38 protein-coding genes are annotated in these 23839 nt (G+C 33.4%); all 38 read left to right on the top strand.

Features of this window, described 5'->3' with window-relative positions:
- Positions 1-7: 7 nt before the first annotated feature.
- The 38 genes from rpoC (at position 8) to rplQ (ending at position 23772) form a co-directional block, all read left to right on the top strand.
- Entirely contained in the window at positions 8-3562 is a 3555-nt protein-coding gene (gene rpoC / locus J2Z42_RS08805) for a DNA-directed RNA polymerase subunit beta' (protein ID WP_209702281.1), read from the top strand.
- A 114-nt stretch (positions 3563-3676) separates the two neighbouring features.
- Positions 3677-3928 (top strand): ribosomal L7Ae/L30e/S12e/Gadd45 family protein, encoded by a 252-nt coding sequence (locus J2Z42_RS08800; RefSeq protein ID WP_209702280.1) that lies wholly within the window; start codon positions 3677-3679, stop codon positions 3926-3928.
- Positions 3929-3999: 71 nt separating this feature from the next.
- Positions 4000-4377, top strand: a complete 378-nt coding sequence (gene rpsL / locus J2Z42_RS08795; protein WP_209702279.1) for a 30S ribosomal protein S12 — start codon at positions 4000-4002, stop codon at positions 4375-4377.
- Positions 4378-4541: 164 nt separating this feature from the next.
- Positions 4542-5012 carry a 30S ribosomal protein S7 gene (rpsG, locus tag J2Z42_RS08790; RefSeq protein WP_209702278.1) on the top strand — a complete coding sequence of 157 codons (471 nt, stop codon included), beginning with the start codon at positions 4542-4544 and terminating at the stop codon, positions 5010-5012.
- 77 nt (positions 5013-5089) lie between these two features.
- Positions 5090-7159, top strand: coding sequence for an elongation factor G (gene fusA / locus J2Z42_RS08785; RefSeq protein ID WP_209702277.1), 2070 nt, complete (start codon positions 5090-5092; stop codon positions 7157-7159).
- Between the two features lie 46 nt (positions 7160-7205).
- Entirely contained in the window at positions 7206-8399 is a 1194-nt protein-coding gene (gene tuf / locus J2Z42_RS08780; RefSeq protein ID WP_209702276.1) for an elongation factor Tu, read from the top strand.
- Positions 8400-8779: 380 nt separating this feature from the next.
- Complete coding sequence (gene rpsJ / locus J2Z42_RS08775; RefSeq protein ID WP_209702275.1) at positions 8780-9088, top strand: 30S ribosomal protein S10; 309 nt, start codon at positions 8780-8782, stop codon at positions 9086-9088.
- Positions 9089-9166: 78 nt separating this feature from the next.
- A complete protein-coding gene (gene rplC / locus J2Z42_RS08770; RefSeq protein WP_209702274.1) occupies positions 9167-9796 on the top strand; it encodes a 50S ribosomal protein L3 in 630 nt (209 codons plus the stop codon).
- Positions 9797-9814: 18 nt separating this feature from the next.
- On the top strand, positions 9815-10435 hold the full coding sequence (rplD, locus tag J2Z42_RS08765; protein WP_209702273.1) for a 50S ribosomal protein L4: 621 nt from the start codon (positions 9815-9817) through the stop codon (positions 10433-10435).
- On the top strand, positions 10435-10731 hold the full coding sequence (gene rplW, locus J2Z42_RS08760; protein ID WP_209702272.1) for a 50S ribosomal protein L23: 297 nt from the start codon (positions 10435-10437) through the stop codon (positions 10729-10731). The genes rplD and rplW overlap by 1 nt, the downstream gene beginning before the upstream one ends.
- 57 nt (positions 10732-10788) lie before the next feature.
- Positions 10789-11622: a 50S ribosomal protein L2 gene (rplB, locus tag J2Z42_RS08755; RefSeq protein WP_209702271.1), complete on the top strand. Its 834-nt coding sequence runs from the start codon at positions 10789-10791 to the stop codon at positions 11620-11622.
- A 66-nt stretch (positions 11623-11688) separates the two neighbouring features.
- A complete protein-coding gene (rpsS, locus tag J2Z42_RS08750) occupies positions 11689-11991 on the top strand; it encodes a 30S ribosomal protein S19 (protein ID WP_209702270.1) in 303 nt (100 codons plus the stop codon).
- A gap of 25 nt (positions 11992-12016) precedes the next feature.
- Entirely contained in the window at positions 12017-12355 is a 339-nt protein-coding gene (gene rplV, locus J2Z42_RS08745) for a 50S ribosomal protein L22 (RefSeq protein ID WP_209702269.1), read from the top strand.
- Between the two features lie 16 nt (positions 12356-12371).
- On the top strand, positions 12372-13043 hold the full coding sequence (gene rpsC, locus J2Z42_RS08740; RefSeq protein WP_209702268.1) for a 30S ribosomal protein S3: 672 nt from the start codon (positions 12372-12374) through the stop codon (positions 13041-13043).
- 17 nt (positions 13044-13060) lie between these two features.
- A complete protein-coding gene (gene rplP, locus J2Z42_RS08735) occupies positions 13061-13504 on the top strand; it encodes a 50S ribosomal protein L16 (protein WP_209702267.1) in 444 nt (147 codons plus the stop codon).
- Complete coding sequence (gene rpmC, locus J2Z42_RS08730) at positions 13494-13706, top strand: 50S ribosomal protein L29 (RefSeq protein ID WP_209702266.1); 213 nt, start codon at positions 13494-13496, stop codon at positions 13704-13706. Before rplP ends, rpmC begins: the two co-directional genes overlap by 11 nt.
- 19 nt (positions 13707-13725) lie before the next feature.
- Positions 13726-13980 carry a 30S ribosomal protein S17 gene (gene rpsQ / locus J2Z42_RS08725; RefSeq protein ID WP_209702265.1) on the top strand — a complete coding sequence of 85 codons (255 nt, stop codon included), beginning with the start codon at positions 13726-13728 and terminating at the stop codon, positions 13978-13980.
- A gap of 26 nt (positions 13981-14006) precedes the next feature.
- On the top strand, positions 14007-14375 hold the full coding sequence (rplN, locus tag J2Z42_RS08720) for a 50S ribosomal protein L14 (RefSeq protein ID WP_209702264.1): 369 nt from the start codon (positions 14007-14009) through the stop codon (positions 14373-14375).
- An 18-nt stretch (positions 14376-14393) separates the two neighbouring features.
- Positions 14394-14711 (top strand): 50S ribosomal protein L24, encoded by a 318-nt coding sequence (gene rplX, locus J2Z42_RS08715; protein ID WP_209702263.1) that lies wholly within the window; start codon positions 14394-14396, stop codon positions 14709-14711.
- A 21-nt stretch (positions 14712-14732) separates the two neighbouring features.
- Positions 14733-15278, top strand: coding sequence for a 50S ribosomal protein L5 (gene rplE / locus J2Z42_RS08710; RefSeq protein ID WP_209702262.1), 546 nt, complete (start codon positions 14733-14735; stop codon positions 15276-15278).
- 12 nt (positions 15279-15290) lie between these two features.
- Positions 15291-15476, top strand: a complete 186-nt coding sequence (locus tag J2Z42_RS08705; protein ID WP_209702261.1) for a type Z 30S ribosomal protein S14 — start codon at positions 15291-15293, stop codon at positions 15474-15476.
- Between the two features lie 32 nt (positions 15477-15508).
- A complete protein-coding gene (gene rpsH / locus J2Z42_RS08700; RefSeq protein WP_209702260.1) occupies positions 15509-15907 on the top strand; it encodes a 30S ribosomal protein S8 in 399 nt (132 codons plus the stop codon).
- A 31-nt stretch (positions 15908-15938) separates the two neighbouring features.
- Positions 15939-16481, top strand: coding sequence for a 50S ribosomal protein L6 (gene rplF / locus J2Z42_RS08695; RefSeq protein WP_209702259.1), 543 nt, complete (start codon positions 15939-15941; stop codon positions 16479-16481).
- Between the two features lie 19 nt (positions 16482-16500).
- Positions 16501-16860 carry a 50S ribosomal protein L18 gene (gene rplR, locus J2Z42_RS08690; protein WP_209702258.1) on the top strand — a complete coding sequence of 120 codons (360 nt, stop codon included), beginning with the start codon at positions 16501-16503 and terminating at the stop codon, positions 16858-16860.
- Positions 16861-16875: 15 nt separating this feature from the next.
- The gene (rpsE, locus tag J2Z42_RS08685) at positions 16876-17373 is read left to right on the top strand and encodes a 30S ribosomal protein S5 (RefSeq protein ID WP_209702257.1); all 498 of its coding nucleotides are present in this window, start codon (positions 16876-16878) and stop codon (positions 17371-17373) included.
- 12 nt (positions 17374-17385) lie between these two features.
- A complete protein-coding gene (gene rpmD, locus J2Z42_RS08680) occupies positions 17386-17565 on the top strand; it encodes a 50S ribosomal protein L30 (protein WP_209702256.1) in 180 nt (59 codons plus the stop codon).
- Between the two features lie 19 nt (positions 17566-17584).
- On the top strand, positions 17585-18025 hold the full coding sequence (rplO, locus tag J2Z42_RS08675) for a 50S ribosomal protein L15 (RefSeq protein ID WP_209702255.1): 441 nt from the start codon (positions 17585-17587) through the stop codon (positions 18023-18025).
- Between the two features lies 1 nt (position 18026).
- A complete protein-coding gene (gene secY / locus J2Z42_RS08670; protein ID WP_209702254.1) occupies positions 18027-19307 on the top strand; it encodes a preprotein translocase subunit SecY in 1281 nt (426 codons plus the stop codon).
- A gap of 22 nt (positions 19308-19329) precedes the next feature.
- Positions 19330-19983, top strand: a complete 654-nt coding sequence (locus J2Z42_RS08665) for an adenylate kinase (RefSeq protein ID WP_209702253.1) — start codon at positions 19330-19332, stop codon at positions 19981-19983.
- A complete protein-coding gene (locus J2Z42_RS08660; protein ID WP_209702252.1) occupies positions 19980-20150 on the top strand; it encodes a hypothetical protein in 171 nt (56 codons plus the stop codon). The genes J2Z42_RS08665 and J2Z42_RS08660 overlap by 4 nt, the downstream gene beginning before the upstream one ends.
- 13 nt (positions 20151-20163) lie before the next feature.
- Entirely contained in the window at positions 20164-20445 is a 282-nt protein-coding gene (locus J2Z42_RS08655; RefSeq protein ID WP_209702251.1) for a KOW domain-containing RNA-binding protein, read from the top strand.
- Between the two features lie 7 nt (positions 20446-20452).
- Complete coding sequence (gene infA, locus J2Z42_RS08650; RefSeq protein ID WP_011988826.1) at positions 20453-20671, top strand: translation initiation factor IF-1; 219 nt, start codon at positions 20453-20455, stop codon at positions 20669-20671.
- Between the two features lie 16 nt (positions 20672-20687).
- Positions 20688-20801: a 50S ribosomal protein L36 gene (gene rpmJ / locus J2Z42_RS08645; protein WP_017753001.1), complete on the top strand. Its 114-nt coding sequence runs from the start codon at positions 20688-20690 to the stop codon at positions 20799-20801.
- Positions 20802-20919: 118 nt separating this feature from the next.
- On the top strand, positions 20920-21294 hold the full coding sequence (gene rpsM / locus J2Z42_RS08640) for a 30S ribosomal protein S13 (RefSeq protein ID WP_209702250.1): 375 nt from the start codon (positions 20920-20922) through the stop codon (positions 21292-21294).
- 12 nt (positions 21295-21306) lie between these two features.
- Positions 21307-21705 (top strand): 30S ribosomal protein S11, encoded by a 399-nt coding sequence (gene rpsK / locus J2Z42_RS08635; RefSeq protein ID WP_209702249.1) that lies wholly within the window; start codon positions 21307-21309, stop codon positions 21703-21705.
- 20 nt (positions 21706-21725) lie between these two features.
- A complete protein-coding gene (rpsD, locus tag J2Z42_RS08630; protein ID WP_209702248.1) occupies positions 21726-22346 on the top strand; it encodes a 30S ribosomal protein S4 in 621 nt (206 codons plus the stop codon).
- Positions 22347-22408: 62 nt separating this feature from the next.
- On the top strand, positions 22409-23356 hold the full coding sequence (locus J2Z42_RS08625; RefSeq protein ID WP_209702247.1) for a DNA-directed RNA polymerase subunit alpha: 948 nt from the start codon (positions 22409-22411) through the stop codon (positions 23354-23356).
- A 74-nt stretch (positions 23357-23430) separates the two neighbouring features.
- Positions 23431-23772 carry a 50S ribosomal protein L17 gene (rplQ, locus tag J2Z42_RS08620; protein WP_209702246.1) on the top strand — a complete coding sequence of 114 codons (342 nt, stop codon included), beginning with the start codon at positions 23431-23433 and terminating at the stop codon, positions 23770-23772.
- Positions 23773-23839: the final 67 nt, after the last annotated feature.

The raw sequence follows: 23839 nt of genomic DNA, 5'->3' as shown, positions 1-23839 counted from the left end.
TGTACCCTTGTTTGAATTAAATAATTTTGATGCATTACAAATAGGCCTGGCTTCTCCAGAAAAAATAAGGGAATGGTCAAGGGGAGAGATAAAAAAACCTGAGACTATAAATTATAGAACCTTAAAACCAGAACGTGATGGATTGTTCTGTGAAAGAATATTTGGACCAACAAAGGATTGGGAATGTCACTGTGGTAAATATAAGAGAATAAGATATAAAGGCATAGTATGTGATAGATGTGGTGTTGAGGTAACCAAAGCAAAAGTAAGACGTGAAAGAATGGGTCATATCGAGCTTGCAGCTCCAGTATCTCATATATGGTATTTCAAAGGGATACCATCTAGAATGGGGCTTATACTTGATATGTCACCAAGATCTCTTGAGAAAGTACTTTATTTTGCTTCTTATGTGGTTTTAAATCCTAAAGAAACACCATTATTAAAAAAGCAGCTTTTAAATGAAAAAGAATATAGAGAAGCTATAGAGAAATATGGTGAAGAAAGTTTTCAAGCCGGAATGGGAGCTGAATCTGTAAAAAAATTATTAGATGAAATAGATTTAAATCAGCTTTCATCGGAATTAAAAGAAGATCTTAAAAATAGTACTGGTCAGAAAAAAGTTAGGATAATAAGAAGACTTGAAGTAGTAGAATCTTTTAGAAAATCTGGAAATCGGCCTGAGTGGATGATAATAGATGTTATACCTGTAATTCCACCAGATTTAAGACCTATGGTTCAACTTGATGGAGGAAGATTTGCTACATCAGATTTAAATGACTTATATAGAAGAGTTATAAACAGAAATAATAGACTTAAAAAACTTTTGGATTTGGGAGCACCTGATATAATAGTTAGAAATGAAAAGAGAATGCTTCAAGAAGCAGTTGATGCTCTTATAGACAATGGAAGACGTGGAAGACCAGTAACTGGTCCTGGAAACAGACCACTAAAATCACTATCAGATATGTTGAAGGGAAAACAAGGTAGATTTAGACAGAACTTGCTTGGAAAACGTGTTGACTATTCCGGACGTTCAGTTATAGTTGTTGGACCTGAATTGAAAATGTATCAGTGCGGACTTCCTAAAGAAATGGCACTTGAATTGTTTAAACCATTCATAATGAAAAAGTTGGTTGAAAATGGTCTGGCTCATAATATTAAAAGTGCAAAAAGAATGGTAGAGAGAGTTCAAACTCAGGTATGGGATGTATTAGAAGAAGTAATATCAGATCATCCAGTACTTTTAAATCGTGCACCTACTCTTCATAGACTTGGAATTCAAGCTTTTCAGCCTGTACTTGTAGAAGGTAAAGCTATAAAATTACATCCACTTGCTTGTACAGCATATAATGCCGATTTTGATGGAGATCAAATGGCAGTCCATGTTCCTCTTTCAGTTGAGGCACAAGCTGAAGCTAGATTTTTAATGCTGGCTGCTCATAATATATTGAAACCATCAGATGGTAAACCTGTAGTTGTGCCTACTCAGGATATGGTACTTGGTTCTTATTATTTGACTATAGATGAAGATGGAGTTAAGGGAGAAGGTAGAATGTTCTCATCACCAGATGAAGTTATAATGGCCTACCAACTTAAACAACTTAACATACATGCTAAAATTAAAGTAAGAATTACAAAAGTTAAAGATGGAAAAACTATTAGCGGAATAATTGAAGCAACTCCAGGAAAACTTATATTTAATGAATCTATACCACAGGATTTAGGATTTATAGATAGAAGTAAACCAGAAAATGAATTTAAACTTGAAATTGATTTTTTAGTTGCTAAAAAGAATTTAGGTAAAATAATAAATAAATGTTATATGAAACATGGAGCTACTAAAACTTCTATAATGATTGATAAAATAAAGGAAAGAGGATATCATTATTCAACTATAAGTGGCATAACAGTTTCAACTTCAGATATGGTTGTTCCAGAAGCTAAGCAAGCTCTTCTAGCAGAAACGGATAAAGTTGTTGATAAAATAGAGAAGATGTATAGAAGAGGCTTTATATCAGAAGACGAAAGATATCAGAGAGTTATAGAAAAATGGACTAAAACTACAGAAGATGTAGCTGATGTACTCATGAATAACTTGGATAGGTTTAATCCAATATTTATGATGGCGGATTCAGGAGCTAGAGGATCTAAAAGTCAAATTAAGCAACTTGCTGGTATGAGGGGACTTATGGCAAATCCATCTGGTAAGATTATAGAACTTCCAATAAGAGCCTCATTCAGAGAAGGTCTTGATGTACTTGAGTACTTTATATCAACTCATGGAGCTAGAAAAGGTAATGCTGATACAGCTCTTAAGACTGCGGACTCTGGATATCTTACAAGAAGACTTGTAGATGTAAGCCAGGACGTTATTGTAAGAGAAGAGGATTGTGGAACTCATGAAGGTTATGAAGTTTCAGAAATAAAAGAAGGAAATGAAGTTATAGAAAGTTTGGCAGAAAGATTAACAGGAAGGTATTCTGCACAGGATATTAAAGATCCTAAAACAGGAGAATTAATTATAGCTAGAGATGAATATATGGATTCTAAAAATGCAGAGAGAATTGAAAACACAGGTATTAAGAAAGTTAAGATAAGATCTGTATTTACATGTAAATCAAAGCATGGTGTATGCTCTAAATGTTATGGTATGAATATGGCTACTGCTAAGAAGATTGAAATAGGTGAATCTGTAGGTATAATAGCTGCTCAAAGTATAGGTGAACCTGGTACCCAGCTTACAATGAGAACATTCCATACAGGAGGAGTTGCAGGTTCAGATATAACTCAAGGTCTTCCAAGAGTAGAAGAATTATTTGAAGCTAGAAAGCCTAAGGGTCTTGCTATAATAAGTGAAGTATCCGGTGTTGTAAGAATGGAAAAGACAAAGAAGAAGAAAAGTATATCTGTAATTGCAGATAGCGGAGAAGAAGTTACTTATGACATACCATTTGGTTCAAGAATTAAAGTGTCAGATGGAGATCAAATAAGTGCTGGAGATGAAATAACAGAAGGATCTGTTAATCCACATGATATTCTTAGAATAAAAGGTGTTCAGGGTGTTAAAAATTATCTCTTGTCTGAAGTACAAAAGGTTTATAGACTTCAGGGTGTTGATATAAATGATAAGCATCTTGAAGTTGTAATAAGACAGATGACAAGAAAAGTAAAGATAGAAGATTCTGGAGATACTGAATTACTTCCTGGTACAATGATAGACATATTTGATTTTGAAGAAGCAAATGAGAGAGTAGAGGCAAATGGAGGCAAAACTGCGCAGGGAAGAGTAGCACTCCTTGGTATAACTAAGGCTGCACTTGCTACGGATTCATTTTTATCTGCTGCTTCGTTCCAGGAAACAACAAGGGTACTTACTGATGCTGCTATAAAAGGTAAGATAGATCCATTACTTGGATTGAAAGAAAATGTAATTATAGGTAAATTGATACCGGCAGGAACTGGTATGATGAGATATAGATCTATAAAAATAAAACCAGAAAATGAATTGAACAAAGATAATGAAGATGAAGTTAATGAAATAGATAATAAAGAAGCTAATTAACATATAATTAATTGACACATCATTGTTAAAATGATAAAATACATCTATGTGTGTGTTTAAGAGGCAAAGATATAGTCCTTTGTCTCTATAGCACTGTGAGGAGGAAATAGGTTTATGATTTACAGACTTAAAGGAAAAAAGGTTGTTGGTGTAAAGCAGACAATTAAAGCAATTAAAAATTGTAGTGCTAAAATTGTATATATTGCTAAAGATGCTGACGATTCATTGATACATTCAGTTGAAGTATTGATTACAGATAATTCCTTAGAGGTTGTATATATAGACACTATGAAGGAGTTAGGTAAGCTGTGTGGAATAGATGTAGGTGCAGCTACAGCTGCATTACTTAAAGAAGATGTTAATTAAATTAGCTTTCAAGACATTTAACATAAATTTTAATTATTTAGACTAATTTAAATCAAAAAGGAGGTGTAAGTATGCCAACAATAAGTCAGTTAGTAAGAAAAGGAAGAAAAACAACAAGTATGAAATCACAGGCACCAGCATTAAAAGAATGTCCACAAAAAAGAGGAGTTTGTACTGTAGTAAAAACTACTACTCCTAAAAAACCAAACTCAGCACTTAGAAAAATTGCCAGAGTTAGATTGGTAAATGGATATGAAGTTACTTCATATATTCCAGGTATAGGACATAACCTTCAGGAACATAGTGTTGTTTTGATAAGGGGTGGAAGAGTAAAAGATCTTCCAGGTGTTAGATACCATATTGTAAGAGGAGCTTTAGATTCAGCAGGAGTAGCTGACAGACTACAATCAAGATCAAAATATGGTGCTAAGAAGCCAAAGCAAAAATAGCTTTGGCGGTTTAATGAAATCAGTGCTATGTATTCAGCATTTATATATATGATAAACTATAGAATAATAAATTTATTTTGCAAGAGTACAAAGCACTTTGCGGTTATTTTTATGTAGCCGAGTACCGATGAACTTAAATCCAAATTGTTAAGGAGGGAAGAAAAGTGGCTAGAAAAGGACATATAGCAAAAAGAGATGTATTACCTGATCCAGTATATAATAGTAAAGTTGTTACAAAATTAATAAATAATGTAATGGAAGATGGTAAAAAGGGAGTAGCTCAAAAAATATGTTATGATGCTTTCAAAATGATCCAGGAAAAAACAAATAAAGAGGCAATGGAAGTATTTGAAGAAGCTATGAATAACATAATGCCATTACTTGAAGTAAAAGCTAGAAGAATTGGTGGTGCTACTTACCAGGTGCCAATAGAAGTTAGACCAGAAAGAAGACAGACATTAGGAATTAGATGGCTTCTTATTGCATCAAGAAAAAGAAATGAAAAATATATGAGAGAAAGACTTGCTTCAGAATTAATGGATGCAGCTAATAATACAGGTGCAGCTGTTAAGAAGAGAGAAGAAATGCATAAAATGGCTGAAGCTAATAAGGCTTTTGCACATTATAGGTATTAATATTCAAAACTGTTTTGGTAGCTTTGCTAAAACAGTTTTGTCAAATTAAATTTTACACTTGCAGGGAGGAAAAACACGTGGGAAGAGAATATCCGCTAGAAAAATTCCGTAATATAGGAATAATGGCACATATAGATGCTGGAAAAACTACCACTACAGAACGTATACTTTTCTATACAGGTAAAACTCATAAGATAGGAGAAGTACACGAAGGTGAAGCCACAATGGATTGGATGGCTCAAGAACAAGAAAGAGGAATAACAATAACTTCAGCTGCTACTTTTTGTAAATGGAAAGGTTATGCAATAAACATAATAGATACACCAGGACACGTGGATTTTACAGTAGAAGTTGAAAGATCATTAAGAGTATTAGATGGTGCTGTTACTGTTTTAGATGCGAAAAGTGGAGTTGAACCACAGACAGAAACTGTATGGAGACAGGCAGACAACTATGGTGTTCCAAGAATGGTTTATGTAAACAAAATGGATTCTGTTGGTGCAGATTTTTATATGTGCATAAATACTTTAAGAGATAGACTTCATTGTAATGCAGTACCTATTCAAATTCCAGTAGGAGCAGAAGGAGAATTTAAAGGTATAATAGACCTTATTAAAAATGAAGCTATAATATATGAAGATGATCTTGGAACTGTTATGGACGAAGTTGCAATTCCAGATGATTTAAAAGATAAAGCCGAAGAATACAGAACTGCTTTAATTGAATCAGTTGCAGAATTAGATGAAGATATAATGGAAAAATATTTAGATGGTGGAGAATTAACTGAGGAAGAAATTATAACTACTATTAGAAAAGGTGTTATTGCAAATGAAATAGTACCAGTTCTATGTGGTTCATCTTATAAAAACAAAGGTGTTCAGCCAATGATAGATGCAGTAGTTAATTTTATGCCATCACCTCTTGATATACCACCTGTAAAAGGAACTAATCCTGATACAGGAGAAGATATTACAAGATCAGCTGATGATAATGAACCATTATCTGCATTAGCATTTAAGATTGCTACAGACCCATTTGTAGGTAAATTAGCATTCACGAGAATTTACTCAGGAATTATGAAAAGTGGTACTTATGTATATAATTCAACAAATGGTAAGAAGGAAAGAATTGCAAGGCTTGTAAAAATGCATTCAAATCATAGACAGGAAGTAGATGAACTTCGTGCGGGTGATTTGGGAGCTATAGTTGGATTGAAAGAAACTACTACAGGTAATACACTTTGTGATGAAGAAGATCCAATAGTACTTGAAAGCATGGAATTCCCTGATCCAGTTATACGTGTAGCAATAGAGCCGAAGACAAAAGCTGCACAGCAAAAGATGGGTATAGCTCTTGCAAAACTTGCAGAAGAAGATCCAACTTTTAAGACTTATACAGATCAGGAAACAAGTCAGACAATTATAGCAGGTATGGGAGAGCTTCATCTTGAAATAATTGTAGATAGACTTCAAAGAGAATTTAAAGTAGAATGTAACGTTGGTCAACCACAAGTTGCATATAAAGAAACTATTAGAAAGACTGTTAAAGCACAGGGTAAATTTATTAGACAGTCTGGTGGACATGGACAATACGGTGATTGTTCAATAGAAATGTCACCTACGGAAGATGGATATACATTTGAAAATGCTATAGTTGGTGGAGCTATTCCAAAGGAATATATAGCACCAATTGATAATGGAATACGTGAAGCTTCAGAAAGTGGTGTAGTTGCAGGATATCCTGTTATAAACTTTAAAGTTAAGTTATATGATGGATCATATCATGATGTAGATTCATCAGAAATGGCATTTAAAGTTGCTGCATCTATGGCATTTAAAAATGCAATGAATAAAGCTGATCCAGTTTTACTTGAACCAGCAATGAAAGTTGAAGTTACAGTACCAGAGGAATATATGGGAGATGTAATGGGAGATATAAATTCAAGAAGAGGAAAGATTGAAGGAATGGATCAAAGATCCGGAGCTGAAATTATAAGAGCTTTTGTACCTCTTTCCGAAATGTTTGGATATGCAACTGTACTTAGGTCAAGAACACAAGGTAGAGGAGTTTATTCAATGACATTTGATCACTATGAAGAAGTTCCAAAGAGCATTCAGGAAAAAATCGCTGGAGAAAGAAATAGCTAATTTAAATACAAAATATATTAGTTAGTTTTTAAGGAGGAGAAAAGAAATGGCAAAAGAGAAATTTGAAAGAACAAAACCACATGTAAACATAGGAACAATAGGACACGTAGACCATGGTAAGACAACACTTACAGCAGCAATAACAATGGTACTAGCAAAAGAAGGAAAAGCATCAGCAACAAAGTATGATGAAATAGATAAAGCACCAGAGGAAAAAGAGAGAGGAATCACAATAAATACAGCACACGTAGAGTACGAGACAGACAAGAGACATTATGCGCATGTAGACTGTCCGGGACATGCAGATTATGTAAAGAACATGATAACAGGTGCAGCACAGATGGATGGAGCAATCCTTGTAGTAAGTGCAGCAGATGGACCAATGCCACAGACAAGAGAACATATACTACTTGCAAGCAGAGTAGGAGTACAATATATAGTAGTATTTTTGAATAAATCAGACCAGGTAGATGATCCAGAATTACTTGAGCTCGTAGAGATGGAAGTAAGAGAGTTGTTAAGTGAATATGGATTCCCAGGAGACGATGTACCAATAATAGTAGGAAGTGCATTGAAGGTAATAGAGAACCCTGATGATCCAGAAGCAACAAAATGCATACACGAATTAATGGATGCAGTAGATGAATATATACCAACACCAGAGAGACCAACAGACAAACCATTCTTGATGCCAATCGAAGATATCTTTACAATAACAGGAAGAGGAACAGTTGCAACAGGAAGGGTAGAGACAGGAGTACTTAAGATAGGAGACGAACTTGAAATAGTAGGATTAAGTACAGAGAAGAAGAAGACAGTATGTACAGGAGTAGAAATGTTCAGAAAGCTTCTTGATCAGGCAATGGCAGGAGATAATATAGGAGCATTGTTAAGAGGAATACAGAGAGAAGAAGTAGAAAGAGGCCAGGTACTTGCAAAACCAGGTACAGTACACCCACATAGTAAATTTGTAGGTCAGGTATATGTACTTAAGAAGGAAGAAGGAGGAAGACATACTCCATTTTTCAACGGATATAGACCACAGTTCTATTTCAGAACAACAGACGTAACAGGATCAATAGCACTACCAGAAGGAGTAGAAATGGTAATGCCAGGAGACCATATAGACATGAACGTTGAATTGATAACACCAGTTGCAATGCACGAAGGACTTAGATTTGCAATAAGAGAAGGCGGAAGAACAGTTGGTTCAGGCGTTGTTACTAAAATTGTAGAATAATTTCTTTTAAAGTTTAAAGCCTGTTACTTTTTAGAATAGGACTTAAATGAATATAATTTGAATTAAAGATAATAAAAGATAAAAATACAAAAGGATAGGAGGACGCTCTTATCCTTTTAAATTATTTTATTTTTCCTTGTAAAATTAAAATATATGTAGTATAATTAAGAAGTTGTAATCTTATAACAGTGATGAGGCAAGAGGTTGCCGGGCTTCCGGGTAATTCTTGACTGAACAATCTAGGTCGCTGAACCAGATGACGGTTGTTCTGTAATGTATAATTCTGTGCAAAAATAAAATGAAACGCCAGGAACAGTTTACAGAATATATCCGCTGTTGTACGTAAGAAGCAGAACGTGCATGAAAAGGAGGGAAATATTATGGCAAAACAAAAAATAAGAATAAGATTAAAGGCTTTTGATCATAACATATTAGATCAGTCTTCAGAAAGAATTGTAGAAACAGCTAAGTCTACTGGAGCTAAGGTAGCAGGGCCAGTGCCACTGCCAACAGAGAAAGATGTTGTTACAATACTTAGAGCTCCACATAAATATAAGGACTCAAGAGAACAATTCGAAATAAGAACTCATAAAAGACTTATAGATATTATAAGCCCATCACCAAAAACTGTAGATGCATTAATGAGACTTGATTTACCTGCAGGTGTTGACATCGAAATTAAATTATAATTGTAATAGATAGCAGCTATTACGAACTATTATGATTGCAGTTTGCGATCCGCTAATATGTTGAGGAGGTGTATAGAAATGAAAAAGGCAATACTAGGAAGAAAACTTGGTATGACCCAGATATTTGATGAAAATAGAAAGGTAGTTCCTGTTACAGTTATTGAAGCAGGTCCTTGCGTAGTTACACAAAAGAAAACTATAGAAAAAGATGGATATGAAGCTATACAGGTGGGTTTCGATGATATAAGAGAGAAACTTGTTACAAATCCAGTTAAAGGACACTTTAAAAAAGCAGGAGCTGCATTAAAAAGATTTATTAAAGAATTTAGACTTGAAGATACAAGTTCTTATGAAGTAGGTCAGGAGATAAAAGCTGATGTATTTGAAGCAGGAGAAAGAATTGATGTATCAGGAGTTTCAAAAGGTAAGGGATTTCAAGGAACAATAAGAAGATGGAATGCTCAAAGAGGACCTATGTCCCATGGCTCAAAATTCCACAGAGCAGTTGGTTCAATGGGTGCAGCATCAGACCCATCTAGAACATTTAAAAACATGAAAATGCCAGGACATATGGGTAATGTAAATTCAACAGCATTAAATCTACAAATCGCAAAGGTTATTCCTGAAAAAAATCTTATATTAATAAAAGGTGGAGTACCAGGACCTAATAAAGGATTTGTAGTTATAAGAAATACTATAAAAGCTTAGTAGAAAGGAGGATACAGAATGCCTACAGTAGGATTATTTAATAAAGAAGGAAATAAAGTTGGAGATATGGAATTATCTGATAAAGTATTCGGAGTTGAAGTCAATGAATATGCACTTCATCAGGTAGTTGTAGCATTACTTGCAAATAAAAGACAAGGAAATCAGTCAGCAAAAACAAGATCGGAAGTTTCTGGAGGTGGAATTAAGCCTTGGAGACAAAAGGGAACTGGTAGAGCAAGACAGGGTTCAATAAGAGCACCTCAATGGATTCATGGTGGTATGGTATTTGCAGTAAAACCTAGAAGCTATAGAATATCAGTGCCAAAATCACTAAAAAAAGTAGCTTTTAAATCAGCACTTACAAGTAAAGTTAAAGACGAAGAAATAGTTGTCTTAGAAAACTTAACTTTTGATGCTCCAAAAACAAAAGATATGTTAAGCGTTTTGGATGCATTTAAAGCAAAAAAAACATTAATAGTTACAGCAGAATCAGATCAAAATGTTTATAAGTCAGCAAGAAATATACAGGGAGTATCAGTACTTCCAGCTAACAATTTAAATGTATATGATTTGTTAAAATTTGATAAACTTATAATAACAAAGGATGCTGTATCAAAGATTGAGGAGGTGTATGCATAATGAAATATACAAATTATGATATCATAAGAAGACCAATTGTAACTGAAAAAACAATGTCTTCAATGAGCGATAAAAAATACACCTTTATAGTTGATATACGTGCTACAAAACCAATGATAAAAAAAGCTGTAGAAGATGTATTTGATGTAACTGTAGAAGATATCAAAACAGCAAAATATATAGGAAAAACAAAAAGAGTTGGCGTTCATATAGGAAAAAGACCGGATTACAAGAAAGCTATTGTAAAGCTTACAGAAGATAGTAAAACAATAGAATTCTTTGAAGGTATGCAATAAAATATAGCAGGTATTGGCAATTAGCCAGATAAGCGAAAAGAAGGAGGGAATACCGTAATGGCAGTTAAAGGATTTAAACCAACCACCCCTTCAAGAAGAAGCATGACTGTAAGTACATTTGAAGAAATAACTACAGATGTACCAGAAAAATCACTTCTTAAAGACTTGAAAAGAAGCGGTGGAAGAAACTCAAACGGTAGGATAACAGTTCGTCACGTTGGTGGAGGAGCTAAGAGAAAATATAGAATAATTGATTTTAAAAGAGATAAAGATGGAATACCAGCAAAAGTTGCTACTATAGAATATGATCCAAATAGATCAGCATATATAGCTCTTGTGAACTATGCAGATGGTGAGAAAAGATATATAATAGCTCCAGTTGGATTAAAAGTTGGAGATGTTGTAGTTTCAGGACCAGATTCTGATATAAAAGTTGGAAATTGCCTTCCACTTATAAATATACCAGTAGGTACAGTAATTCATAATGTAGAACTTCAAAAAGGAAAAGGAGCACAGCTCGTAAGATCAGCTGGTGCATCAGCTCAGTTGATGGCAAAAGAAGGGCAATATGCAACTTTAAGATTACCAAGTGGTGAAATGAGATACATAAGAATCGAGTGCAGAGCTACTATTGGAACTGTATCAAATTTAACACATGAAATAGTTAACTTGGGTAAAGCAGGTCGAAAGAGACATTTAGGAGTTAGACCAACAGTAAGAGGATCTGTAATGAATCCTAATGACCATCCACATGGTGGTGGTGAAGGTAAATCACCAGTAGGACACCCAGGACCACTTACTCCTTGGGGTAAACCAGCTTTGGGATATAAAACTAGGAAAAACAAGAAGTATTCAGATAAACTTATTGTTAAAAAGAGAAATACTAAATAGTTTGAAGAGAATATATATTCTCTTCCTTAAATTTATTACTTAATTGTATGAAGGGAGGCCAAAAAATTGAGTAGATCGATTAAAAAGGGTCCTTATGTTCAAGAAGCACTTTTAAATAGAATAAACGAAATGAATAAAAAAGGTGAAAAAAAAGTTATAAAGACTTGGTCAAGAAGTTCAACTATATTTCCACAGATGATAGGGCATACAATAGCAGTACATGATGGAAGAAAACATGTACCTGTATACATATCAGAAGATATGGTAGGTCATAAATTAGGAGAATTTGCATTGACTAGAACATACAGAGGACACGTTCAGAAGAGTGAAAAAACAACTACTGTTGCTAGTCCTGCTAAGGCAAACTAGACAGTTCCGAAGGGAGGTAGAAAAGATGGAAGCTAAGGCTATAGTTAAATATGTAAGAATGTCTTCAAGAAAAGTTGAGTTAGTTCTTAATCTTATAAGAGGAAAGAATGTAAATGAAGCTTTTGCTATATTAAAATATACTCCACGAGATGCAGCTGTGGTAATTAACAAGTTACTTAAATCAGCAGTTGCAAATGCAGAAAACAATCTGGACTTAGATTCTAATGATTTATATGTTTCAGAAGCATATTCATGTCAAGGTCCGACATTAAAGAGATTTCAACCACATGCTCAAGGTAGAGCATTTAGTATAAAAAAGAGAAGCAGTCATATAACTTTAGTAGTTAAAGAAAAGGAAAACTAAAAAAGGAGGGAAAAATATGGGACAGAAAGTACATCCACATGGTCTTAGAGTCGGAGTAATTAAAGAATGGGATGCTAAATGGTATGCAAATAAAAAGAATTTTGCAGATAATTTGGTTGAAGATCATGCTATAAGGGAATTTGTAAAAGACAAGACTAAAATTGCTGGCGTTTCAAAAATACAAATTGAAAGAGCAGCTAAAAGAGTAAAGTTAAATGTATTTACCGCTAAACCGGGTATGATAATAGGAAAAGGCGGTCAGGGAATAGAAGCATTAAAGGCTGAACTTAAGAATTTAATTAAAGAAAAAACTATATTAATAAATATTGTTGAAGTAAAATCAGCAGAATCAGATGCTCAACTTATGTCAGAGAATATAGCTACTCAACTTGAAAAAAGAATTTCATTTAGAAGAGCTATGAAACAAACTATACAGAGGGCAATGAGAGCTGGAATTAAAGGAGTAAAAACTACTTGTTCAGGTAGACTTGGCGGTGCAGAAATAGCAAGAGCCGAATCTTATCATGATGGAACAATTCCACTTCAGACATTGAGAGCTGATATAGATTATGGATTTGCAGAGGCAAATACAACTTATGGAAAAATTGGAGTAAAAGTTTGGGTATATAGAGGAGAAATACTTCCAGCTAGAAAAAAAGTTGAAAGTAAGGAAGAAGCTAACGCATAGGGAAGGAGGAATACAGCATGTTAATGCCTAAGAGAGTTAAGCATCGTAAGGTACAACGTGGTAGAATGAAAGGTAAAGCTACAAGAGGAAATTTTATAGCATATGGAGATTACGCTTTACAAGCTACTGAATGTGCATGGATTAAGAGTAATCAAATAGAAGCAGCCAGAGTAGCTATAAATAGATATATCAAAAGGGGAGGAAAACTTTGGATAAAGATTTTCCCGGATAAGCCTGTTACTGAAAAACCAGCAGAAACTCGTATGGGTTCAGGTAAAGGATCACCAGAATATTGGGTTGCTGTTGTTAAACCAGGTAGAGTTTTGTTTGAGTTATCAGGTGTTAGTGAGGAAATAGCTAGAGAAGCTATGAGACTTGCATCATATAAATTACCTATAAAAACTAAATTTGTAACAAGAAAAGATTTTGAAGAAGTGGGTGGTGAAAGCAATGAAGGCTAAAGAATTGCAAGAATTAAAACAGAATAGCCCTCAAGACTTACAGGCAAAAGTAGTTGATCTTAAATCAGAATTGTTTAATTTAAGATTTCAATTAGCTATAGGCCAATTAGAGAACCCAATGAGGATAAAAGAAGTTAAAAAATCTATAGCTCAAGTTAAGACCATCCTTAGAGAAAATGAACTAGGGACTTTAGAACAGTAGAGTGAAAGGAGGTTGTCCTGTGGAAAGAGCAAATAGAAAAACAATAATAGGAAAAGTTGTTTCTGATAAAATGGATAAGACTATAGTAGTAGCTGTAGAGACAAAAGTACGTCATCCACTATATGGTAAGATAATTAACAGAACTACTAAATTTAAAGCTCATGATGAAAAGAATGAAGCTAAAAATAATGACAAAGTATTATTAATGGAGACCAGACCTTTATCTAAGGATAAGAGATGGAGACTTGTTGAAATAGTGGAAAAAGCTAAATAGTATAAAGTTGAAAGGAGGGTATTTCAATGATTCAACAACAGACATTGTTGAAAGTGGCAGATAATTCCGGCGCTAAGGAAATTATGTGTATTAGAGTATTAGGTGGTTCCAAAAGAAAATGGGGAAACATCGGAGATATAGTAGTTGCCAGCGTTAAAAGTGCAACACCAGGCGGTGTTGTTAAAAAAGGCGAGGTTGTTAAGGCAGTTGTAGTAAGATCTGTAAGAGGTTTAAGGAGAGCAGATGGTTCATACATAAAATTTGATGAAAATGCTGCAGTCTTGATAAAGGATGATAATCAACCAAGAGGGACTCGTATCTTCGGACCAGTTGCAAGAGAGCTAAGAGATAAGGATTTTACAAAAATATTATCATTAGCACCTGAAGTTCTATAAGATAAGGAGGTGTCTATAATGGCAAAGATACATGTAAGAAAGAAAGATACAGTTATGGTTATATCTGGAAAAGATAAAGGAAAGACCGGAGAAGTATTATCAGTAAACCCAAAGGCTGGTAAAATTGTTGTTAAAGATGTAAATGTAGTTACAAAACATCAAAAGCCAAGCAAAGCTAATACTGAGGGTGGAATAATTCATAAAGAAGCTTCAATATATAGTTCAAAGGTAATGTTATATTGCGACAAATGCAAAAATGTTACAAGAATAAGCAATAAAATATTAGATGATGGAACAAAAGTAAGAGTATGCAAAAAGTGCGGAGAAACATTTTAATCTTTGAAAGGAGGGCAAAGCATGAGTTCAAGATTACAGGAAAAGTATGACAAAGAAGTAGTTTCTGCTTTAATGGATAAATTTAAATATGACAATATAATGCAGGTACCAAAATTAGAAAAGATAGTTATAAATATGGGAGTTGGAGAAGCTAAAGACAATCCAAAAGTTTTGGAATCGGCTGTAAGTGATTTAACTATAATTACAGGTCAAAAACCAATTTTGACTAGAGCTAAGAAATCAATAGCTAATTTTAAAATAAGAGAGAATATGCCTATAGGCTGTAAAGTTACTTTAAGAAAGCAATATATGTATGAATTTGCTGATAAATTAATGAATGTTGCACTTCCAAGAGTTAGAGATTTTTCAGGAATTTCAGATAAGTCCTTTGATGGAAGAGGAAATTATTCATTAGGAATTAAAGAACAACTAATATTCCCTGAAATAGAATATGATAAAATTGATAAGGTTAGAGGAATGGATATAATTTTTGTTACTACTGCTAACACTGATGAAGAAGCAAGAGAATTACTTAAGTCTCTTGGTATGCCATTTGCTCAAAAATAAGGAGGGAAAAACGTGGCACGTAAGGCTTTAATAGAAAAGTGTAATAAGAAACCTAAATATACAACTAGAGCTTATACTAGATGCAGAATATGCGGAAGACCACATTCTGTATTGAAAAAATATGGTATATGCCGTATATGTTTTAGAGAACTTGCTTATAAAGGTGAAATACCTGGATGCAAAAAGGCAAGCTGGTAATTGTTAGTTATAGATGAAAGGAGGCACAATAAATGGTAATGACTGATCCTATCGCAGATTTACTTACACGTATAAGGAACGCAAATATTGTTAGACATGAAATAGTAGAAGTACCTTCTTCAAATGTTAAGAAGGCTATATTAAATATAATGCTTCAAGAAGGATATATAAAGAACTTAGAAGAATATGCAGATGGTTCTGTTAATATGTTGAGATTTTCCATGAAGTATGCTGAAAATAAGCAAAGAGTTATAACTGGACTTAAAAGAATTTCAAAACCAGGATTAAGAGTTTATTGTAGAAAAGAAGAAATTCCTAAAGTTTTAAATGGACTTGGGGTTGCTGTAATATCAACTTCAGGAGGAATTGTTACAGATAGAGAAGCAAGAAAATTAGGAGTAGGTGGAGAAGTGCTTTGTTACATATGGTAGAAAGCCTAGAAATACCACAGGAGGTGTAATAATGTCAAGAATAGGAAAGCTTCCAGTAGCTATTCCAGGCGGCGTAACGGTCACAGTAACACCTGATAATGTTGTTACTGTAAAAGGACCTAAAGGTCAGCTTGTCAAGGCTATGAGAAAAGAAATTAGTATAGCTATTGAAGACAATTCAGTAATTGTTAAAAGAAGTAATGATGAAAAAGAAATGAAAGCTCTACATGGATTAACTAGAGCTCTTATAAACAATATGGTAATTGGAGTAACAGATGGATATTCAAAAGTTTTGGACTTGGTAGGAGTTGGATATAGAGCTCAACTTCAAGGTAAGAAACTAGTTATGCATCTCGGATATTCACATCCAGTTGAAGTAGAACCTGAAGCTGGAATAACTTTTGAAACACCAAGTACTACACAGATTATTGTAAAAGGTATTGACAAAGAGTTAGTTGGAGATGTAGCAGCAGATATAAGAAATTGGAGAAAACCTGAACCTTATAAAGGAAAAGGAATTAAGTATCAGGGTGAATTCATAAGACGTAAAGAAGGTAAAACTGGTAAGAAGTAATAGAAAGGAGTGAACCTTTATGTTTAAGAAAGATGACAAGAAAAAGTTAAGATCTAAACGTCATCTGAGAGTTCGTAAAAAGATTTTTGGAACTTCAGAAAGACCAAGACTTGCAGTTTATAGAAGTGAAAAAAATATATATGCTCAAGTAATAGATGATATAAAAGGTGTAACTTTAGTTTCTGCTTCAAGTCTTGATAAAGATTTTGAGGGAGTAGGAAGTAATAAAGAGGCAGCTAAGATTGTCGGTGGATCTATTGCTAAAAAGGCTATTCAAAAAGGAATAAATGAAGTTGTATTTGACAGAGGTGGATATGTATATCACGGAAGAATACAAAATTTAGCCGAGGGAGCAAGAGAAGCAGGTCTAAAATTCTAAAAAGGAGGGAAATTAATGAGAATTGATCCTAGCACTTTAAATCTTAAGGAAAAAGTTGTATTTATAAATAGAGTTGCTAAGGTTGTTAAAGGTGGTAGAAACTTCAGATTCAGTGCACTTGTTGTAGTTGGAGATGAAGCAGGACACGTAGGAGTTGGAACTGGTAAATCTATAGAAATACCTGAAGCAATCAAAAAGGGAATTGAAGATGCAAAGAAAAATTTAGTTAATGTTGCAATTGTCGGTACAACAGTACCACATAACATTATAGGAGAATTTGGTACAGGAAGAGTGCTTATAAAAACAGCTGAACAAGGTACAGGAGTTATAGCAGGTGGTCCGGCTAGAGCAGTACTTGAACTTGCAGGATTGAAAGACGTTAGAGCAAAATCACTTGGAACAAACAATCCAACAAATATGGTGAATGCCACTATTGACGGTTTATCCAAATTAAGAACAGCAGAACAAATTGCTAATCTTAGAGGTAAAACTGTTGAAGAAATTTTAGGTTAGGAGGTAATACCTTTGGCTAAACTTAAAATAACTTTGGAAAAAAGTTTAATAGGAAGAAAAAAAGATCATATTGCTACAGTTGATGCTCTTGGATTGAGAAAGATAAGAAGTGTAGTAGAAAAAGAAGATACTCCTCAAATAAGAGGTATGATAAAAAAAGTTAGCTATCTTTTAAAAGTTGAAGAAGCATAAAAGAGGAGGTGTAAATAAAATGAAACTTCATGAGTTAAAAGCAGCACCTGGATCGAGAAAATCATCGAAGAGAGTTGGAAGAGGTACTGGTTCAGGATTTGGTAGAAATGCTGGCAAAGGTGAAAATGGACAAAAAGCTAGATCTGGCGGTGGAGTAAGATTGGGCTTTGAAGGCGGACAGATGCCATTATTTAGAAGACTTCCTAAAAGAGGATTTACAAATATATTTGCTAAGGAATATTCAGCAATAAATGTTGAAAGATTAAATATATTTGAAGATGGAGCAGAAGTAACTCCAAAATTACTTTTGGAAAAAGGAATAATTAAGAAATCTAAAAATGGTGTAAAGATACTTGGAAATGGTGAATTACAGAAAAAACTTACAGTAAAAGCAGCAAAATTTACAAAAGCTGCAGCAGAAAAAATAGAAGCTGCTGGAGGAAAAGTTGAGGTGATATAAAATGTTATCAACCTTGCGTAATGCCTGGAAAGTTCCTGAATTGAGAAAAAGATTGTTATTTACATTGTTTATGGTTGTAATTTTCAGGATGGGAAATTTTATTCCTGTTCCTGGAATTGATACTACAAAATTGGCTAGTTTGACTACAGGTGGATCACTAATTGGTTTTTATGACCTCTTATCAGGAGGTGCATTTAGTAGATTTAGTATATTTGCTATGGGAGTTGTACCTTTTATTAATTCTTCTATTATATTTCAACTTCTAACAGTAGCAATACCTCGTTTAGAACAATTATCTAAAGAGGGTGAAGAAGGAAGAAAAAAAATACAAGAGTATACAAGATATGCCTCTGTTCCTCTTGGAGTAATACAGGGTTTTAGCATATATGCGATAATAGCTAAAGCAGGTGCACTTTTAGAACCATCTAGCAAGTTAAATATATTTATTATAATACTTACTGTTACTGCAGCTTCAACATTCCTTATGTGGTTTGGAGATAAAATTACAGAGCATGGCATAGGTAATGGAGTTTCTCTTATAATATTTATAAATATTGTTTCAAGATTTCCATCAACACTAACTAGTATATTTAAACTCCAGCAAACACAGATAGTTAATTTTGTTGAGGTAATAGGATTTGCAGCGATTATAGTTATACTTTTCGTAGCAGTTGTAATTACCAGTTTGTCTGAAAGAAGAATTCCAATTCAATATGCAGGTAAGACTGCTGGTGGTAGAATGTATAAAGGGCAATCAACAAATATTCCTATTAATGTAAATGGATCGGCAGTTATTGGAATAATATTTGCTATATCAGTTATGCAATTTCCGATGACAATAGGACAATTTTTCCCGGAATCTTCATTTTCTAAAATTATAGTTGCGGGTAAATTTAGCCCTTTCAAAGAGAGTAGTTGGGAGTATGCATTACTATACTTTCTATTGACAATCTTTTTTACATGGTTCTATACAGAAGTAACTCTTAAGCCGGAAGAAATGGCTGAAAATATGAATAAATCTTCAGGGTTTATTCCAGGAATAAGACCAGGTGAGCCAACAGCTGTATATATAGAAAAAGTTCTAACAAAAGTATCAATTTTAGGAGGAGGATTTGCTGGTATAATAGCAATAGCTCCTATAGTTGGGGAAGCTTATACAAGTTTTAAAGGTATATATTTTGGTGGAACTGGGTTACTTATAATAGTAAATGTAGCAATTGAAACTATAAGACAAATAGAATCTCAATTAGTAATGCGTCATTATCAGGGATTTTTGAAGTAAAAATAATTTGGAGATGATGCAATTGAAAATAGTTTTGTTAGGTCCTCCAGGAGCTGGAAAAGGGACTCAGGCTAAATTTATTAGTGAAAAATATTCTATACCTCATATATCTACAGGAGATATTTTCAGAAAAAATATTTCAGAAAAGACTCCTCTTGGTGTAAAAGCTAAAAGTTATTTAGATGCTGGTAAATTAGTACCAGATGAAGTAACTATAGATATAGTTAAAGATAGATTAAGCATGAAAGATTGCAAAAATGGATTTTTACTAGATGGATTTCCAAGAACAGTAAATCAAGCAGAAGCTTTAGATTTATTTTTAAATGGTAAAGGAGAACAAATTGATACAGCTCTACTTATAGATGTTCCAAAAGAATTAATTCTTGAAAGAATGACAGGTAGAAGAGTTTGTCCATCATGTGGCGCAAGTTATCATATAAAATTTAATCCTACTAAAGTTAAAGGTAAATGTGATGCTTGTGGAGCAGACGTAATCCAAAGAAAAGATGATACTGAAAGTACAGTTAAAGATAGATTGGATGTATATGGTAAACAAACTCAACCTTTAATAGGTTACTATGAAAAACAAAATCAACTTTCTAAAGTAGATGGTACTGGCGAAATAGATAAAGTTTTTGAAAGAGTAATAAATGTTTTAGGAGCTGTAGGTAAATGATGTTAAAAATCCATATGAAAATGGATTGTATAAGTCATATAGGTATACTAGTGGGAGAAACTTTAAAAAAGTTTAAAGAAGCTATAAGATTAGGAATAAGTACTCTTGAATTGGATAGAATTGCAGATGAATATGTAAAAAATTCAGCAGTATTTTATCATTTGTAGGAGTTGATTATATTTGACATTAAATAGCTGTATAGGAATAGTTGTCTCATCTAAAGTTGGAAGAGATGCAGGAAAAATTTTTATTATAACAGGAATTTTAGATGATAATCATGTATATATAAGTGATGGCAAACGTAGACCACTAGAAAAGCCCAAAAAGAAAAGACTTAAACATTTATTTTTTACAAGTTGTGTAGCTGAAAATATAAGAGATTTATTAAATACAGGTAGTATAGTTACCAATTCCATGATAATGAGCTTTTTGCAGTCTTACGACAAGAATAAGGAGGTTTGATTACCTTATGTCAAAAGATGATGTTATAGAAATGCAGGGTACTGTTTTAGAGGCTTTACCTAATGCAATGTTTGAAGTAGAATTAGAAAGCGGACATAAAATATTAGCACATATATCTGGCAAATTAAGAATGAATTTTATAAGAATACTACCAGGCGACAAAGTTACAGTAGAACTTTCTCCCTACGATTTAACTCGTGGAAGAATAACCTGGAGAGCAAAGTAATTAAGGAGGGTTAGCTATGAAAGTAAGACCATCAGTTAAGCCTATGTGTGAAAAGTGTAAAGTAATAAAAAGAAAAGGGAAAGTCATGGTTATCTGTGAGAATCCTAAGCACAAACAAAAACAGGGCTAACAAATGTAAAAATATTTTATTTTAAGGTGCGGCTGCGGTAAAACAAATCAGTTTTGCTTATCTTAAAATTTTATATAAAATAATATTTATCAATTAGATAATCAGGAGGTGTAAATTAATGGCAAGAATATCAGGTGTTGATCTACCAAAAGAAAAAAGAGTAGAAATAGGTTTAACTTATATATTTGGTATAGGCTTACCAACTTCCCAAAAAATTCTTAAAAAGACTGGAGTTAATCCAGATACAAGAGTAAAAGATTTAACAGAAGAAGAAGTTAATCTTTTAAGAGATTATATAAAGAATTTAAAGGTTGAGGGTGACTTAAGAAGAGAAACTGCTCTTAATATAAAAAGATTAATAGAAATAGGTTCATATAGAGGAATAAGACATAGAAGAGGTCTTCCAGTTAGAGGACAAAAGACAAAGACAAATGCAAGAACTAGAAAAGGTCCTAAAAAATTAGTTGGGGCTAAGAAGAAGAAAATAGTATAAGGAGGTAAATAGATGGCAACAGGATCAAAAGTAAAAAAGTCTAGAAGAAAGAAAGAAAGAAAAAATGTTGAACATGGCTGTGCACATATAAAATCAACTTTTAATAATTCAATAGTTACTATAACAGATGCTGTTGGAAACACTTTGTCTTGGGCTAGTGCAGGCGGATTAGGATTTAGAGGTTCAAGAAAAAGCACTCCATTTGCTGCACAAATGGCAGCAGAAACTTCAGCAAAAGCAGCTATGGAACATGGATTGAAGAGCATAGAAGTTTATGTTAAAGGACCTGGTTCAGGAAGAGAAGCAGCAATAAGATCTTTACAGGCTGCAGGTTTGGAAGTTACTTTAATAAAAGATGTAACTCCAATACCACATAATGGATGCAGACCACCAAAAAGAAGAAGAGTTTAGTAATAGGAGGTGTAATTTTAATGGCAAGATATACTGGATCAGTATGCAGACTTTGTAGAAGAGAAGGTTTAAAACTATTCCTTAAAGGTGATAGATGTTATACAGATAAATGTGCATTTTCAAGAAGAGGATATGCACCAGGACAGCATGGTCAAGGAAGAAAGAAGATTTCTAACTATGGTTTGCAGTTGAGAGAAAAGCAGAAAGCTAGAAGAATATACGGAATACTTGAAGGACAATTTAGGAAATACTATGATAGGGCAGATAGAAAAAAGGGTATAACAGGCGAAAACTTGTTAAAGCTTCTTGAAATGAGACTTGATAATGTAGTATTTAAACTAGGTTATGGTCAATCAAGAGCAGAAGCCAGACAATTAGTTACTCATGGACATTTTTTAGTTAATGGTAAGAAAGTTGATATTCCTTCTTATCAAGTATCTGTTAATGATGTTATATCTATTTCAGATAAGAGCAAATCATCAGAAAAATTTAAGACTTTTGCTGAGAACCCTAAGACTTTACCAGCTTGGTTAGAGGGAAATGTAGAAAATTTTGAAGGAAAAGTTGTTAGAGAACCTTCAAGAGAAGATATAGATGTTCCAGTTAATGAAACATTAATTGTAGAGTTATATAGTAAGTAATTAATATAGAATCAGTTGCCCTCAAAATAAATTATAATATAAATAGAAGGAGGGTTATATTCATGTTAGAAATAGAAAAGCCCAAAATAGAGTGTGTAGAATCAAGTGAAGATGGTAACTATGGGAAGTTTGTAGTAGAACCATTGGAAAGAGGATATGGTATTACTCTTGGAAATGCACTTAGGAGAATACTTCTTTCTTCACTTCCTGGAGTTGCTGCTAATCATATAAAAATTGACGGAGTACTTCATGAATTTTCTACTGTTCGTGGCGTAAAAGAAGATGTTGCTGAGTTAATTTTAAACATAAAAATGTTAGCTTTAAAGATGAATGGTGATGAACCTAAGACAATATATATTGATGCTGAGGGACAAGGAGAAGTAAAAGCCGGAGACATAAAGACTGATGGTGATGTTGAAATAATAAATCCAGAGTTACATATAGCTACTTTAGATGATGATGCTAGATTATATATGGAAATTATGGTTAGCAGGGGAAGAGGATATGTTTCTCAAGCTAGAAACAAAACTGAAGATATGCCTATAGGCACAATTCCTGTAGATTCTATATATACACCTATTAAAAGGGTTAATTTTAATGTAGAAAATACAAGAGTTGGTAAAATTACTGATTATGATAAATTGTCTCTTGAAATCTGGACTAATGGAACTATAATGCCAGATGAGGCAGTAAGCTTATCAGCTAAAATATTGATAGAACACTTCAAGCTATTTATGACTCTTACAGACCATGCAAATAATGTAGAAATAATGGTAGAAAAAGAAGAAGATAAAAAAGAAAAAGTTCTTGAGATGACAATAGAGGAACTTGATCTTTCCGTCAGGAGTTATAATTGTTTAAAGAGAGCTGGAATAAATACAGTTCAGGAATTAACTGAGAGAAGTATGGATGATATGATGAAGGTTAGAAATTTAGGCAAGAAGTCCCTTGAGGAAGTGGAACAAAAACTAGATGCTTTAGGATTATCATTGAAATTAACTGAAGAATAAAATATATAATTACTAAGTAAACTGAATAAGATTGGCAATATTAATCTTTAACAGAGTAGTAGGGAGGGATAAAGATGGCTTCATATCGTAAGTTAGGTCGTCCAACTGACCAGAGAAAAGCAATGCTTAGAAATCTTGTTACTAGTTTTTTAAAACATGAAAAAATTCAAACTACATCAACAAGAGCACAAGAAACTAGAAACTTAGCAGAAAAAATGATTACGTTAGCTAAAAGAGGAGATCTTCATGCTAGAAGGCAAGTGCTTTCCTTTGTAACAGAAGAAGAAGTTGTAAAAAAATTATTTGATACTATAGCTCCTAAGTATAATGAAAGAAACGGCGGATATACAAGAATGTATAAGATGGGTCCAAGAAGAGGAGACGGAGCTGAATTAGTTGTATTAGAGTTAGTATAAAACTCAGGGGATTAAGTAAACTAGCTTAATCCCCATTTTTCATATATACTATTAATTAATGTTTTGT

Origin of the sequence: Clostridium algifaecis (assembly GCF_017874415.1) — a bacterium.
GTDB classification, from domain to species: Bacteria; Bacillota; Clostridia; order Clostridiales; family Clostridiaceae; genus Clostridium_B; species Clostridium_B algifaecis.
Note: the sequence above shows the minus strand (reverse complement) of the source record. Positions and strands in the feature narration are given on the sequence as shown.

Excerpts from the sequence above, each read along its gene's own strand:
- rplD (WP_209702273.1), top strand. The coding sequence starts at position 9,815 with ATGCCTACAGTAGGATTATTTAATAAAGAAGGAAATAAAGTTGGAGAT.
- secY (WP_209702254.1), top strand. The coding sequence starts at position 18,027 with ATGTTATCAACCTTGCGTAATGCCTGGAAAGTTCCTGAATTGAGAAAA.
- rplP (WP_209702267.1), top strand. The coding sequence starts at position 13,061 with ATGTTAATGCCTAAGAGAGTTAAGCATCGTAAGGTACAACGTGGTAGA.
- rpmJ (WP_017753001.1), top strand. The coding sequence starts at position 20,688 with ATGAAAGTAAGACCATCAGTTAAGCCTATGTGTGAAAAGTGTAAAGTA.
- rplR (WP_209702258.1), top strand. The coding sequence starts at position 16,501 with ATGTTTAAGAAAGATGACAAGAAAAAGTTAAGATCTAAACGTCATCTG.
- rpsC (WP_209702268.1), top strand. The coding sequence starts at position 12,372 with ATGGGACAGAAAGTACATCCACATGGTCTTAGAGTCGGAGTAATTAAA.
- rplV (WP_209702269.1), top strand. The coding sequence starts at position 12,017 with ATGGAAGCTAAGGCTATAGTTAAATATGTAAGAATGTCTTCAAGAAAA.
- rplQ (WP_209702246.1), top strand. The coding sequence starts at position 23,431 with ATGGCTTCATATCGTAAGTTAGGTCGTCCAACTGACCAGAGAAAAGCA.
- rplF (WP_209702259.1), top strand. The coding sequence starts at position 15,939 with ATGTCAAGAATAGGAAAGCTTCCAGTAGCTATTCCAGGCGGCGTAACG.
- rplC (WP_209702274.1), top strand. The coding sequence starts at position 9,167 with ATGAAAAAGGCAATACTAGGAAGAAAACTTGGTATGACCCAGATATTT.
- rpsK (WP_209702249.1), top strand. The coding sequence starts at position 21,307 with ATGGCAACAGGATCAAAAGTAAAAAAGTCTAGAAGAAAGAAAGAAAGA.
- rplE (WP_209702262.1), top strand. The coding sequence starts at position 14,733 with ATGAGTTCAAGATTACAGGAAAAGTATGACAAAGAAGTAGTTTCTGCT.
- rpsM (WP_209702250.1), top strand. The coding sequence starts at position 20,920 with ATGGCAAGAATATCAGGTGTTGATCTACCAAAAGAAAAAAGAGTAGAA.
- rpsD (WP_209702248.1), top strand. The coding sequence starts at position 21,726 with ATGGCAAGATATACTGGATCAGTATGCAGACTTTGTAGAAGAGAAGGT.
- rplX (WP_209702263.1), top strand. The coding sequence starts at position 14,394 with ATGGCAAAGATACATGTAAGAAAGAAAGATACAGTTATGGTTATATCT.
- rpmC (WP_209702266.1), top strand. The coding sequence starts at position 13,494 with ATGAAGGCTAAAGAATTGCAAGAATTAAAACAGAATAGCCCTCAAGAC.
- rplW (WP_209702272.1), top strand. The coding sequence starts at position 10,435 with ATGAAATATACAAATTATGATATCATAAGAAGACCAATTGTAACTGAA.
- J2Z42_RS08800 (WP_209702280.1), top strand. The coding sequence starts at position 3,677 with ATGATTTACAGACTTAAAGGAAAAAAGGTTGTTGGTGTAAAGCAGACA.
- J2Z42_RS08660 (WP_209702252.1), top strand. The coding sequence starts at position 19,980 with ATGATGTTAAAAATCCATATGAAAATGGATTGTATAAGTCATATAGGT.
- rpsL (WP_209702279.1), top strand. The coding sequence starts at position 4,000 with ATGCCAACAATAAGTCAGTTAGTAAGAAAAGGAAGAAAAACAACAAGT.
- J2Z42_RS08625 (WP_209702247.1), top strand. The coding sequence starts at position 22,409 with ATGTTAGAAATAGAAAAGCCCAAAATAGAGTGTGTAGAATCAAGTGAA.
- rplB (WP_209702271.1), top strand. The coding sequence starts at position 10,789 with ATGGCAGTTAAAGGATTTAAACCAACCACCCCTTCAAGAAGAAGCATG.
- rpsE (WP_209702257.1), top strand. The coding sequence starts at position 16,876 with ATGAGAATTGATCCTAGCACTTTAAATCTTAAGGAAAAAGTTGTATTT.
- rpsJ (WP_209702275.1), top strand. The coding sequence starts at position 8,780 with ATGGCAAAACAAAAAATAAGAATAAGATTAAAGGCTTTTGATCATAAC.
- tuf (WP_209702276.1), top strand. The coding sequence starts at position 7,206 with ATGGCAAAAGAGAAATTTGAAAGAACAAAACCACATGTAAACATAGGA.
- rpsH (WP_209702260.1), top strand. The coding sequence starts at position 15,509 with ATGGTAATGACTGATCCTATCGCAGATTTACTTACACGTATAAGGAAC.
- infA (WP_011988826.1), top strand. The coding sequence starts at position 20,453 with ATGTCAAAAGATGATGTTATAGAAATGCAGGGTACTGTTTTAGAGGCT.
- rplN (WP_209702264.1), top strand. The coding sequence starts at position 14,007 with ATGATTCAACAACAGACATTGTTGAAAGTGGCAGATAATTCCGGCGCT.
- rplO (WP_209702255.1), top strand. The coding sequence starts at position 17,585 with ATGAAACTTCATGAGTTAAAAGCAGCACCTGGATCGAGAAAATCATCG.